Annotated in this window: 13 protein-coding genes; 10 read left to right on the forward strand and 3 right to left on the reverse strand. The window is 51.0% G+C overall.

Features of this window, described 5'->3' with window-relative positions:
- The 7 genes from BEA93_RS23305 to BEA93_RS23335 form a co-directional block, all read left to right on the forward strand.
- On the forward strand, window positions 1–489 hold a 489-nt coding region (locus BEA93_RS23305; protein WP_105267666.1), incomplete at its 5' end, for a DUF4376 domain-containing protein.
- Complete coding sequence (locus tag BEA93_RS23310) at window positions 486–1,199, forward strand: hypothetical protein (protein WP_077887733.1); 714 nt, start codon at window positions 486–488, stop codon at window positions 1,197–1,199. The genes BEA93_RS23305 and BEA93_RS23310, both read left to right, overlap by 4 nt.
- On the forward strand, window positions 1,171–1,746 hold the full coding sequence (locus BEA93_RS23315) for a baseplate complex protein (protein ID WP_000192894.1): 576 nt from the start codon (window positions 1,171–1,173) through the stop codon (window positions 1,744–1,746). The genes BEA93_RS23310 and BEA93_RS23315 overlap by 29 nt, the downstream gene beginning before the upstream one ends.
- Window positions 1,743–3,440: a hypothetical protein gene (locus BEA93_RS23320; protein ID WP_105225143.1), complete on the forward strand. Its 1,698-nt coding sequence runs from the start codon at window positions 1,743–1,745 to the stop codon at window positions 3,438–3,440. The genes BEA93_RS23315 and BEA93_RS23320 overlap by 4 nt, the downstream gene beginning before the upstream one ends.
- 828 nt (window positions 3,441–4,268) lie before the next feature.
- Window positions 4,269–4,409, forward strand: a complete 141-nt coding sequence (locus BEA93_RS23325; RefSeq protein ID WP_000078916.1) for a Hok/Gef family protein — start codon at window positions 4,269–4,271, stop codon at window positions 4,407–4,409.
- 252 nt (window positions 4,410–4,661) lie between these two features.
- Window positions 4,662–4,859 (forward strand): Com family DNA-binding transcriptional regulator, encoded by a 198-nt coding sequence (locus BEA93_RS23330; RefSeq protein ID WP_063118821.1) that lies wholly within the window; start codon window positions 4,662–4,664, stop codon window positions 4,857–4,859.
- The gene (locus tag BEA93_RS23335) at window positions 4,804–5,610 is read left to right on the forward strand and encodes a DNA-methyltransferase (protein ID WP_105225141.1); all 807 of its coding nucleotides are present in this window, start codon (window positions 4,804–4,806) and stop codon (window positions 5,608–5,610) included. Before BEA93_RS23330 ends, BEA93_RS23335 begins: the two co-directional genes overlap by 56 nt.
- A gap of 150 nt (window positions 5,611–5,760) precedes the next feature.
- Here the strand turns inward: BEA93_RS23335 and raiA are convergent, their stop codons facing one another.
- The 3 genes from raiA to bamD all read right to left on the reverse strand — a co-directional run bounded on the left by raiA (window position 5,761) and on the right by bamD (window position 8,550).
- Window positions 5,761–6,102, reverse strand: a complete 342-nt coding sequence (raiA, locus tag BEA93_RS23340) for a ribosome-associated translation inhibitor RaiA (RefSeq protein WP_000178461.1) — start codon at window positions 6,100–6,102, stop codon at window positions 5,761–5,763.
- A gap of 260 nt (window positions 6,103–6,362) precedes the next feature.
- Window positions 6,363–7,691 carry an IS4-like element IS4 family transposase gene (locus BEA93_RS23345; protein ID WP_103194762.1) on the reverse strand — a complete coding sequence of 443 codons (1,329 nt, stop codon included), beginning with the start codon at window positions 7,689–7,691 and terminating at the stop codon, window positions 6,363–6,365.
- A 121-nt stretch (window positions 7,692–7,812) separates the two neighbouring features.
- Window positions 7,813–8,550 (reverse strand): outer membrane protein assembly factor BamD, encoded by a 738-nt coding sequence (gene bamD / locus BEA93_RS23355; protein ID WP_105267667.1) that lies wholly within the window; start codon window positions 8,548–8,550, stop codon window positions 7,813–7,815.
- 134 nt (window positions 8,551–8,684) lie between these two features.
- On the opposite strand from bamD, the gene rluD reads away from it, so the two are divergent.
- The 3 genes from rluD (at window position 8,685) to clpB (ending at window position 13,096) form a co-directional block, all read left to right on the forward strand.
- Window positions 8,685–9,665, forward strand: a complete 981-nt coding sequence (gene rluD, locus BEA93_RS23360; RefSeq protein ID WP_000079112.1) for a 23S rRNA pseudouridine(1911/1915/1917) synthase RluD — start codon at window positions 8,685–8,687, stop codon at window positions 9,663–9,665.
- Complete coding sequence (yfiH, locus tag BEA93_RS23365; protein WP_000040161.1) at window positions 9,662–10,393, forward strand: purine nucleoside phosphorylase YfiH; 732 nt, start codon at window positions 9,662–9,664, stop codon at window positions 10,391–10,393. Before rluD ends, yfiH begins: the two co-directional genes overlap by 4 nt.
- Window positions 10,394–10,522: 129 nt before the next feature.
- Window positions 10,523–13,096, forward strand: a complete 2,574-nt coding sequence (gene clpB / locus BEA93_RS23370) for an ATP-dependent chaperone ClpB (RefSeq protein ID WP_001516905.1) — start codon at window positions 10,523–10,525, stop codon at window positions 13,094–13,096.
- Window positions 13,097–13,287: the final 191 nt, after the last annotated feature.

Consider the following 13,287-nt stretch of genomic DNA (forward strand, 5'->3'; position numbering starts at 1 on the left):
TTCGTCCCGTATACCGCCATGCAGGACGATAGCGCCCCGACAGGCCAGCGCATCTGGGAAGAGTTACAGAGCGGCAAATGGGGAGAAATAACCCCGTTCACCGTCACGCCGGAACTTATCACCGCGGCGAAGGATGCCAAAAAGCGGGAAATCGAGGTGTGGCGCACAGAACAGGAGGCGCAGCCGTTCACGTTCGAATGGAACGGTCGTAGCTGGAATGCTGGCCCCAGCTCACTGGCCCGTATCTATCCGGTGGTAATGGCATCAAAATCCGACACAGCGCGGGACGTTATGACATGGGGTGATGCCGATAATCAGCAAGTGAAGATGTCGATGCCAGAGCTTGAGGAGCTGGCTACAGCTATGGCGCAGGCGCAGGTTAACCGCAATGATGAAATTTATCGACGTCAGCGACAGATGAAGGACGTGCTGGATGGCCTGAATAATCTTGCCGACATCCGCGCTTTTCAGACTGGAGAGTCAGAATGAAATGGGAAAAGGCAATTCTGCGTCCGTCAGCCATGCACATTAAATGCTCTGTGGTTTGCCTTCATCCATGGTCAGAAAATACCGGAAACATCAAACCATCGGGGCGTTATCTCAGCCCCGAAAATGCTGTATCTGCACTTTTACCCTATCTGAAAGAAAGCACAGAAAAAGACATTGTGGCGCTGTTATTTTGCACCCCTTCTGCTGGCGAGTTTTTATCACTCGCCAGGCAATTTTCAGGCGCATTTCCGTTGCCGGAGGTGGGACGAATGTCCCGCATGATCTCCAGCCAGCTTTCACTGGCCATCAGCAGAATGCAAATCCCCGCCAGACCGGCAACATCACTTCCGGAACCGATAATGCTGTCGACACAGACCACTCGAAGCATGTCGCTGGCGGCAACCATTGCACAGGCAGCCACTCCTGCCGCCACATCACCGGAAACATTGTCATCATCGCTGCATCAGTTCATGAATGCGAGAGATAAAGCCTTACAGGAAATCGCTGATCAGCAGGCCGCACTCCGGCAAAAATTTTGCCCGGTGTGGCGCTTTTGCTACAAGGGAGCTCTTAGCCAGGCTGCAGTGCTGATACAAAAAAACATCCCACACCCCGAGTGGGTTTTTACAGCTGTGATGCTGTTCGTCGGCGATAATCTCTCATCACTAAGGGAAGCACTACATGACCCAGATGATTGTCCTTGCGCTTGACGGGGAAGCCATTCTGCTGCGCAACATCACCGTCAGCGCCACCATGCAACTACCGGACAAAGATATGTCCGGACAGTCAACCAGCACCACGAGCGCCCAGCAGGGAAACAAGGCTAAAGAGCTGCGCGTGTCGGGGGTTATTGATTTTAACGATGAAGCTATTCTGACCCGTATTTTTCAGCTTGCGGAGGCAACAGAAAGCAACGGTGCTAAAAAAACATATCGCATTGCTAACGCTACCGCGAAGGCAATCAATATGCGACAGGGGGTATTTTCTGGTGGCATTGATGCCACGGAACAACAGGGAAAAATGCACTGGCAGGTCACCTTTACTCTCAGGGAAAAATTAAGCGTGCCAGAGAAAGCATCAGCACGTAGCGGTTCACAAAAAACCATCGCCAGACAGCAGACCCAGAATGGCAGCGAACAGGCACCAGACAAAGGCATGAATACGCAAAGTTCGTTCTGGAAAAAAATCAATGATGCCGTTGGCTCTGGTCTGGATGCTGTTGGCATTGGGAGCGTGAAAGAGGAAGGGAAAACATGAAATTGATACAACGCTGCATGATTAATGGCGAACAGGTGGAAATTGCCGATATAAACCTTGTTCTTACCCTGAATGCTGCCGGTCGTGGCTTCATTTCTGTTAACAATCTGTCACCCGAACACAGCCTTGCCGGCGCAATGGTACAAATTGATCTCGGCCGTGACGGTGAAGCATGGCGCTATTTCTCCGGCTACATTGAGCGCGATCAACCTGCTGAAAATGGCTCACGTCGCCTTTTTATCCGTGAAGCAGCTGCTGTGCTGGATTTTGATTTCCCTTGCTCCATGCAACACCCGACGTTGCGGGGGGTACTCGATAATCTGGGCAAACAAAGCGGCATCGTTTTCATCACGCCAGATGCGGATTACGTCAGCATACCAACTCCCTACATCACCCACAGCGGCAGCGGAGCACAACTGCTCAGCCAACTGGGGCGAGCATTCAGTATCAGCGATTACGTCTGGCATCCAATGCCGGACGGTTCTGTATTTGTGGGAAGCGCAGCTGATTCACGATTTGCCAGTATTACAATGCCGGATATTCCGCAACAGTACACACTCGGGCAAAGCGGCGGAAACAGCATCGACATCATGTTTATGGAAACTGTGCGACCGGGCGTGAACCTACCGGCCGGGCGCATTACCCGTGTAGCCCTCAACAACGAGAAAATGACCCTGACATGGGAGCGCCTTACCGCCACGGGTAGCCCTGTTTCCAAATCACCATTACGCAGACAAATGGAAACACAGTTCCCGGAACTGGCCAGCGGTACTCTTCATACCCGGCTGGCGCGCGTCATTGCCCCAACGGAATCCGTCACCCTGGGCGATGTAGCCGACAGCTTCCGCCCACGCTACGCCGTTGATGTGCAGTTGCTTGATGAGAACGGCAACGATAAAAACGATACACCTGTTTACCCGGCAGTACCCCTCCCCGTCCCCATGGCTGGCAGTGAGGCGGGATGTTTTGCCTACCCGCCGGCTGGCACCATCGTGGAAATATCCAACATTGAAGGACGACCGGATAAACCTGTCATCAGGCAAATCTTACCCGCGGGCCATAACCTGCCTGATGTAAAGCCCGGCGAACAGCTGCAGCAACAGCGCGCAGAAGTGTTTCAGCGCGTCACGACTGACGGAAGCTGGCACAGAGAAACCGATCAGCAAATCAGGGAGCATTCAGCCAGGCGAACCATTAACAGCGATCAGGAAGAACGCACAACAACAACCAGAACAACAACAGTACAGGCAAACGACATAACCAGCGTTCTGGGAACCAGCAAGCTGATGACAGGCCAGACAGAACACATTACTACTGGCCATTATGCGATCGCAGCCGGTGAGCATATCCAGATGGTAGCGCAGGATTTGCTGACTAAACTCAAAGGGGCGACATCCACCATCGAACATAACCTCACCGAAAATGTGGGAGGCCGCAGAACATGCCGGGCGGACGGCGGCCTGGAATTTACCGCCCCGACTGTATTTATCGGTCGCGGTGGCTCACGGGAAAAATCCGGACTTAATCTGCTGACGTTGTTGATTGATATTCTGGATCTGGTTCAGTTGCTGGCCACACACACTGCAAACCATACCCATAGCAATACTGGCGCACCAACAAACAGCAGCGAACTTGCCACAGACGCCCAACAGGCTACGAGCCTGCGCGAAAAATACGGTGACCTTATCGCCTGATCACCGGGCATAAAGCCCCCCATAAACGCCCCATCACGCAACGCACGGCTCCGGTCGTGCGTTTTCATATCTGCCACCTGATTAATGCGTTCTGCGTGCCATTCCGGCGCTGTATGCGCACACCACGTAAACGGTGTGACGTAAAGCGTGAGGTGACGTAAACCGCGCTACCCCCTCCAACCCGCGGGTTTTGTGTCGAAACACTTTTTCAGTTTTCTGCCGTGCAAAAATGACCGCCAGCCCGCGCAGCAACTGAGGGAAAAGCGAAGATCTGAAATTTCACGTTTTGAAATTTTTTGCAGTTTTCAGAGAGGTTTTTACGATCGCACAAATGGCAGGGGCAATAAAACTGCATGATATTAAAAGAGTTTTCATGCTTTACGTGGGACAAGACACGATCGCGAAAGGATCGCGTTAAACAACTCTCAAACAAAGAAGCCAGACGCAGCGCGGCCTGCGTAAAATCAAGAGCCAGAATTAAACTGAAAAAAGGATCAATACCACGCCTCGATCGCGCATGACGATCTATGCAGCAACATGACGAAAAAAAACCGGCGCGAACGCCGGCGGAAGCATGTATCAAATGCGTGACTGAATAATGTCTGCGGTCGGGAATTTTATATCAGAAGACTGACAGGCCTCAACGGATTGAAACAAGGGAAAAAACCAGGCTAGAATTCGCGCGGGTGCCTTTCGGCTGATGGCTGGAGGGAATACCTGAAGGCCGGATGTGGAAAGGCCCCGGAAAACATTTTTGTTTAACCGAGGCCCTAACCGTCTACCTAGCAAGTGATAGGTTAGCGCCTCCCCGAAAAAGGAGCAAGCGCTATGTCGCAAAAATCGCTTACAGCCATCACGTTCTGTGTGACGGCAATCCTCATCATCTGGATGCTGCACGGCTCGCTGTGTGAAATACGGATGAGCTTCTGGGGAGCGGAGTTTGCGGCGTTCTTACAGTGTAAGCAGTAAGGAAACCGCGACGGGGGAGTAATCCCCCGTCAATCGGTTGCTAAGGTTGGTCGAAACGGCACCCTATCTCACAGACATGAACAACAAACCCGCAGCGTAAAAACTGCGGGTTTTCTTTTTGTTGCCCTCACAAATGAGGGTGACACTATTCGTAAGCAATAGGCATGACAGATCGATGCAATAAATCCGATCGATAAAAACGATCGGTTTGTTATCATATCGGCAGCAGTAACCACACAAGAGGTGCCGCAAATGACGCAAAATGTACGATGCAAAAATTGCAACAAACTACTTGCCCGCGCCTCATTTCACTACATTGAAATAAAATGTCCGCGCTGCAAAACACTTAACCAGATAACGAGAGCCATTGAGCACCCCACACGCATGAGGAGTTATGACCGTGGGGATCGCAACCCAGCATCAACCAGTACATACACCGGAACACACTAAGATTTACCAGATTGACAATGCCACGCTCTGTCGTGGAAATGCACTGGAAATATTGCCGCTGATTGAGCCAGAAAGCATTGATGCCTTAATCACTGACCCGCCTTACAGTTCGGGTGCGACACACAAGGCCGGACGCACCAACCAGGGCAGTCATGCAAAATATCTGAACGGCGAGAACCTTCACCGCTTTGATGGGTTCGCGGGTGAGAACATGGACGCCCGTTCGTGGGCTTACTGGACACAATTATGGATGGCACAGGCACTACGTGCAGTCAGGTCGGGCGGTTATGCCCTGGTATTTACTGACTGGCGACAACTGCCTGCTTTAACCGATGCGTTTCAGGCCAGCGGTTTTACATGGCGTGGAATCATTGCGTGGAACAAAGGAAAGGGGTCACGAACACCCCATACGGGGTATTTCCGGCATCAGTGCGAATACATCGTCTGGGGCAGCAAAGGCCATTTAGGTAAATCGCCTTCGGGTCCGTTCGACGGCTGCATGACGTTCCCGGTTATCCCGTCAAAGAAAATGCACCCGACCGGAAAACCAGAAGAACTAATGGCAGAGCTGGTCAGAACTGCGAATAGTGGCGGAACAGTCCTTGATCCTTTTATGGGGTCAGGGACAACGGGTGTGGCTGCACTGAAAGCAGGGCGAAAATTTATTGGTATAGAAACCAGTGATCATTATTTTGAGGTAGCGGCGCAGCGGCTTCGGGGGACTATTACCACAACCATTTCGACTACATAAGACAAAGCCCGCATTTTTTGCGGGCTTGTCTATCCTTACTGATGTGGACAGTTTGTGGATGCTTATAAGAAATAAGCTAATAGAAACAATCTGTTAGATTTACAAAAAACGCGCCCGAAGGCGCGTTGGCGATACACTCAATATAAAGGACTACTCTTCTTCAACTTCTTCGACAAAGTTGGCGTCTTTCACCGATGTTGCGGCACGACGTGCTTCGCCTTTGTGCTGCAGTTTATTGAGCTGCCGTTCCAGCTTGTTGATCAATTCGTTAATTGCGGTGTACATATCTTCATGTTTACCACTGGCAACAAGAACGCCGTTAGGTGTATTGATAGTGGCGTCAGCAACGAACCCTTGTGGCTCTTTGGACAGAATGATATGTGGATTAATCAGATGTGTTTGCCATTTTTCCAGTTTGGCGAGACGGTCTTCGACATGTTGGCGGATGGCCGGAGTAATTTCCATTTGTTTACTGGTAATGTTCATTGTCATAAATTTTACCTCTTGTCTTCCCGTCTTGGTGAATTCAGCATACCGTTCCTGATGTCAAAATGTGTGATGGAAATCTCATAATTTTGTCACTTTTTGTCAACGAAGTTTTTTTGTGAGAAATCGCAGGAAGAAGTGTTTTTTTACTTGAGGAATGTCTCAAAGCGAGCCATATTTGATGAGATCGATCGCGACTAAATCGCTTCAGTTACACGCGTTACAGAATAAAAAAACGGCAGCTCAAGGGCTGTAATGCCAGTCAGTTAAGCAACTGACTGGCTCTTTTTCGGGGCTGTGGGGGATTTCCAGGGTCTCTCCTTTACCACTCTCGGGAAGGCCCTTTCCCTTCTTGTCGGTAATTTCACTAGTTGTCCCATACTTGCAAGATCGCGCATCAGCTCCGGTATACGTCCCGGTGAAGCGCCCTGCAATGTCATCAGCATTCTCATCACCATTCCGCATGATTCTGAGAAACTCAGTTGATTCGGCCAGTAACCTTTCAGATGTTCTGCCATTTTAATCATCTGATATCTCACCAGATTATAAGCCAGTAAGACACCCCATAGCTCTTGCTCCACAAGCTCCGGCTTTTTACTTCTCAGCGTCAGCCTGCTCAGTTGCATCGTCTGTTTTATCTCCCTGTATCCCAGTTCGATTTCCCAGCGATGACTGTACAGATCCGCCATTTCTCCTCCGGGGAAGCGCATGGCGTCCGTCATCGACGTCAGCAGATGGCAGACTTTTCCTTTGCGCGTCACGGTCAGCAGGCGGGCTGTCACCTCATTTCCCAGTCCCGGCCACTTTTTTCGTGCCTGCGGGCTGGTTTTCAGCTTCACCAGATGATCGCCTTTACCCAGTTTTCTGATCTCTTCATATTGCGCTCCCTTTCTGAGAGGGATCATCCAGTGGCGGTGTTCTCCCGCCTGGCTCCAGGCATTTAACAGTCCCAGTGAGTAATAACCTTTATCCATTAACGTCAGGGTGTTATCGCCGGTTTGTTCTATAAGTTGCTCAGCAAGCTCATTTTCGCTGTTCTTCATCGTGCCGAAAGCTGCAGCCGTCAGCAGATGGCTGGTCAGTTCCATCTGGCAGACCATTTTGACCTGCGGGTAGAGCGCCGGGTTCCCGGCATGTGTCTGGCGGGGGAAGGCTGCATCGTTCTCTGGTGTATCCGGTGTGCGCCAGAACACACCATCGATGGCCAGCAGGGTCAGGCCGCACCAGTGCGGATGCGGCGTGGCGTTATGCCAGAGCTGCGCTGTTTTCGTGAACACGCGGCGGACAGCCTCACTTCCCAGGCGCTGGCGGGCCTGAATAACGGCACTGGGGGCAACGAAGGGGCGATTGCCCGGTAGCATGATGTCCAGGCGATTCACAATCTGGTGAAGAGGTTCTTTACGCTCAAGCGCCATGCCAACAATACACCAGACCATCATTTCGAGGGGAAGACGGCGCTTGCGTAGCGTTACAGTACCTGATTCGGCAAGGCAACGAGAGATGAGTTCGGGGTCGAGGTAATCCCCCAGAGAAGTCAGTGGGTTACGCAGAGAATCGTAACGGGATACCAAATCAAGTGCCTGTCCAATGAGCATAAAAAAATCCGGAAACGAGTGAGCGTTTCCGGATTCTTACACAGCCACTGGATCGGTCAACTGATCCTTAACTGATCGGCATTAGAGCTCAAGGGCTGCCGTTTTGTGTTTCAGAATTCTGTTATGTATTGCTGCTGTTTGCGGCGATGATTTTCGCGACTTTTTCAGCTTGTGCATTCATCTGCATCTGACGGTAAGCATTTTCCATTAGTGGCAGAGCATCACGTGTAGCCTGAGTATCCGGGAAATCGCGCAGCATGCCTTCTACACGGTTAACGACAGCAACCCATGCGCCGCGTTCTGTATAGTACTCGGCAACAGAGTATTCATATTTCGCCAGGCGATCTTTCAGGAACACCAGACGTTTGGTGGCATCGGTGGTGTACTGACTGTTCGGATAGCCGCGAACTAATTTGGAAAAGTCACTAAACGCAGCTCGAGCATGTTGAGGATCGCGATCGCTACGGTCAACGCCAAAGAATCCTTGTAGCGCACTGTCATCCAGTGCCATATTGGTCAGGCCACGCATATACATGACATAATCGATATTCGGATGGGTCGGGTTCAGGCGAATAAAACGATCGATGGCAGCCTGTGCTAACGGCAGATCGGCGTTTTTATAATAGGCGTAGATGAGATCCAACTGCACCTGCTGTGAATACGGACCAAACGGATAGCGATTATCTAACGCTTCCAGTTGCGTTATTGCCTGTCTCCAGTTACCGTCCTGCAGCTTTTGTTGTGCAGTCGCGTAAATTTCATTTGGCGGATTATCAGGTACTTTTTCCTTTGAACCCGAGCAACCCGCCAAAAACAGGCTTAATGTGGCGGCTGCCACCAGATATTTCATGCGCGTCATGACGTTTTGACTTTCCTCAAAATGTATTACGGGAGATTCTCTGTTCCTGCTCCCGGTTAAGACCAGCTACAATAGCACACTATATTAAACGGCAAAGCCGTAAAACCCCAACGATAAACGAAGAAGCAGTATATATGGCACAACGAGTACAACTCACTGCAACAGTGTCCGAAAACCAACTCGGTCAACGCTTAGATCAAGCTTTGGCCGAAATGTTCCCGGATTATTCACGTTCGCGGATAAAAGAATGGATCCTCGACCAGCGCGTGCTGGTTAACGGCAAAGTTTGTGATAAGCCGAAAGAAAAAGTATTGGGTGGCGAGCAGGTTGCCATAAACGCCGAAATTGAAGAAGAAGCGCGTTTTGAACCGCAGGATATCCCACTGGATATCGTCTATGAAGATGAAGACATCATTGTTATTAATAAACCGCGCGACCTGGTTGTACATCCTGGCGCGGGTAACCCTGATGGCACGGTGTTGAATGCGTTGCTTCATTACTATCCGCCAATTGCAGATGTTCCGCGTGCGGGCATTGTCCATCGTCTGGATAAAGACACGACGGGTTTGATGGTTGTGGCAAAAACGGTTCCAGCTCAGACGCGTTTGGTGGAGTCTCTGCAACGGCGTGAAATTACCCGTGAGTACGAAGCCGTAGCGATTGGTCATATGACTGCGGGTGGCACGGTGGACGAGCCAATCAGCCGCCATCCCACCAAACGCACCCATATGGCGGTGCATCCGATGGGCAAACCAGCGGTCACTCACTATCGCATCATGGAACACTTCCGTGTGCACACGCGTCTGCGGTTGCGTCTCGAAACAGGACGTACGCATCAGATCCGCGTGCATATGGCGCATATCACTCATCCGCTGGTGGGTGATCCGGTTTATGGTGGTCGCCCGCGTCCGCCGAAGGGGGCGTCAGAAGCGTTTATCTCCACGCTGCGTAAGTTTGATCGTCAGGCGCTTCACGCAACGATGCTACGTCTCTATCACCCGATTTCCGGTATCGAAATGGAATGGCACGCGCCTATCCCACAAGATATGGTTGAACTGATTGAGGTGATGCGCGCCGATTTCGAAGAGCATAAGGATGAAGTGGACTGGTTATGAGTAAGTTGATTGTCCCGCAGTGGCCGTTGCCAAAAGGTGTTGCGGCCTGTAGCTCTACCCGTATTGGCGGCGTTAGCTTACCGCCTTACGATTCTCTCAATCTGGGGGCCCATTGTGGTGATAACCCGGAACACGTTGAGGAGAATCGCAGGCGACTTTTTGCTGCGGGCAATTTGCCTTCAAAACCGGTCTGGCTTGAGCAGGTACATGGGAAAGATGTTCTAAGGCTTACTGGCGAACCTTATGCCTCTAAACGGGCGGATGCATCTTATAGCAACACACCTGGCACGGTTTGCGCTGTGATGACTGCCGACTGCCTGCCTGTGCTGTTTTGCAACCGTGCGGGAACGGAAGTCGCCGCTGCTCATGCTGGCTGGCGTGGACTTTGCGCTGGTGTGCTGGAGGAGACAGTTTCTTGTTTTGCTGATAAGCCAGAAAACATTCTTGCCTGGTTGGGACCCGCAATTGGTCCGCGCGCCTTTGAAGTGGGGCCGGAGGTTCGCGAGGCATTTATGGCAGTAGATGCCAAAGCGAGCGAGGCTTTCATTCAGCGTGGTGATAAATATCTGGCGGATATTTATCTGCTTGCCCGGCAGCGCCTGGCGAACGTCGGTGTTGAACAAATTTTCGGTGGTAATCGCTGTACATACACTGAAAATGAGACTTTCTTCTCTTATCGTCGCGACAAGTGCACGGGTCGTATGGCAAGTTTCATTTGGCTGATATAACCTAAAGAATCAAGACGATCCGGTACGCGTGATTTTCTTTTCACATTAATCTGGTCAATAACCTTGAATAATTGAGGGATGACCTCATTTAATCTCCAGTAGCAACTTTGATCCGTTATGGGAGGAGTTATGCGTCTGGATCGTCTTACTAACAAATTCCAGCTTGCTCTTGCCGATGCCCAATCACTTGCACTCGGGCACGACAACCAATTCATCGAACCACTTCATTTAATGAGCGCCCTGCTGAATCAGGAAGGGGGTTCGGTTAGTCCTTTATTAACATCCGCTGGCATTAATGCTGGCCAATTGCGCACAGATATCAATCAGGCATTAAATCGTTTACCGCAGGTTGAAGGTACAGGGGGCGATGTCCAGCCTTCACAGGATCTGGTGCGCGTTCTTAATCTTTGCGACAAGCTGGCGCAAAAACGTGGTGATAACTTTATCTCGTCAGAACTGTTTGTTCTGGCGGCACTTGAGTCTCGCGGCACGCTGGCCGACATCCTGAAAGCAGCAGGGGCGACCACCGCCAACATTACTCAAGCGATTGAACAAATGCGTGGAGGTGAAAGCGTGAATGATCAAGGAGCCGAAGACCAACGTCAGGCTTTGAAAAAATATACCATTGACCTTACCGAACGTGCCGAACAAGGTAAACTCGATCCGGTAATTGGTCGTGATGAAGAAATTCGTCGTACCATTCAGGTACTGCAACGCCGTACTAAAAATAACCCGGTACTGATCGGTGAACCTGGTGTCGGTAAAACCGCCATCGTTGAAGGTTTGGCGCAGCGTATTATCAATGGCGAAGTACCTGAAGGGCTGAAAGGCCGCCGCGTACTGGCGCTGGATATGGGCGCGCTGGTGGCTGGGGCGAAATATCGTGGTGAGTTTGAAGAACGTCTGAAAGGCGTGCTGAACGATCTGTCGAAACAGGAAGGCAACGTCATTCTGTTTATCGATGAGCTGCACACCATGGTGGGCGCAGGTAAAGCCGATGGCGCAATGGACGCCGGGAATATGCTGAAACCGGCACTGGCCCGTGGTGAACTGCACTGCGTGGGCGCGACCACCCTTGATGAATATCGCCAGTACATTGAAAAAGATGCGGCGCTGGAACGTCGTTTCCAGAAAGTGTTTGTTGCCGAGCCAACGGTGGAAGACACCATTGCTATTCTGCGTGGCCTGAAAGAACGTTACGAGCTGCACCACCATGTGCAAATTACTGACCCGGCAATTGTTGCAGCGGCGACGTTGTCTCATCGCTACATTGCTGACCGTCAGTTGCCAGATAAAGCCATCGACCTGATCGATGAAGCGGCATCCAGTATCCGTATGCAGATTGACTCAAAACCGGAAGAGCTTGACCGACTCGATCGTCGAATTATCCAGCTTAAGCTGGAACAACAGGCGTTAATGAAAGAGTCTGATGAAGCCAGTAAAAAACGTCTGGATATGCTCAATGAAGAACTGAGTGACAAAGAACGCCAGTACTCTGAGTTAGAAGAGGAGTGGAAAGCAGAGAAAGCGTCACTCTCTGGCACCCAGACCATTAAAGCCGAACTGGAACAGGCGAAAATCGCCATTGAACAGGCGCGCCGTGTAGGTGATCTGGCGCGGATGTCCGAACTGCAATACGGCAAAATTCCGGAGCTCGAAAAACAACTGGAAGCGGCTACGCAGCTCGAAGGCAAAACCATGCGTCTGTTGCGTAATAAAGTGACTGACGCAGAAATTGCTGAAGTGTTGGCGCGTTGGACGGGCATTCCTGTTTCTCGCATGATGGAAAGTGAGCGCGAAAAACTGCTGCGTATGGAGCAAGAACTGCACCATCGTGTTATTGGCCAAAACGAAGCCGTTGATGCGGTATCTAACGCCATTCGTCGTAGCCGTGCGGGGCTTGCGGATCCTAATCGCCCGATTGGTTCGTTCTTGTTCCTCGGTCCAACGGGTGTAGGTAAAACCGAACTCTGTAAGGCGCTGGCGAATTTTATGTTCGACAGTGACGAGGCGATGGTTCGTATCGATATGTCCGAGTTTATGGAGAAACACTCGGTGTCTCGTCTGGTTGGTGCACCTCCGGGATATGTGGGTTATGAAGAAGGTGGCTACCTGACTGAAGCGGTGCGTCGTCGTCCTTATTCCGTCATTCTGCTGGATGAAGTGGAAAAAGCGCATCCGGATGTATTCAACATTCTGTTGCAGGTTCTGGATGACGGACGTCTGACTGATGGGCAGGGGAGAACGGTCGATTTCCGTAATACGGTGGTCATTATGACCTCTAACCTCGGCTCCGATCTGATCCAGGAACGTTTCGGTGAACTGGATTATGCGCGCATGAAAGAGCTGGTGCTCGGCGTGGTTAGCCATAACTTCCGTCCGGAATTCATAAACCGTATTGATGAAGTTGTGGTCTTCCACCCGTTGGGTGAACAACATATCGCTTCGATTGCCCAGATCCAGTTGAAACGTCTGTACAAACGTCTGGAAGAACGTGGTTATGAAATCCACATTTCTGACGAGGCACTGAAACTGCTGAGCGAGAATGGTTACGATCCGGTTTATGGTGCACGTCCTCTGAAACGTGCTATCCAGCAACAGATCGAAAACCCGCTGGCGCAGCAAATACTGTCTGGTGAATTGGTTCCTGGCAAAGTCATTCGCCTGGAAGTTAATGAAGACCGCATTGTCGCCGTCCAGTAAATGATAAAACGAGTCCTTCGGGGCTCGTTTCTGTCTATAAGTTAGACGGAAAAGACCATGCTCGGGGTGTTTTGCCTGAAAATTGAGCGAACGATAAAGTTTTTATATTTTTCGCTTGTCAGGCCGGAATAACTCCCTATAATGCGCCACCACTGACACGGAACAACGGCAAATAAGCCGCCGGGTCAGCG

Source organism: Escherichia sp. MOD1-EC5950 (assembly GCF_002965345.1).
Lineage (GTDB): Bacteria > Pseudomonadota > Gammaproteobacteria > Enterobacterales > Enterobacteriaceae > Escherichia > Escherichia marmotae.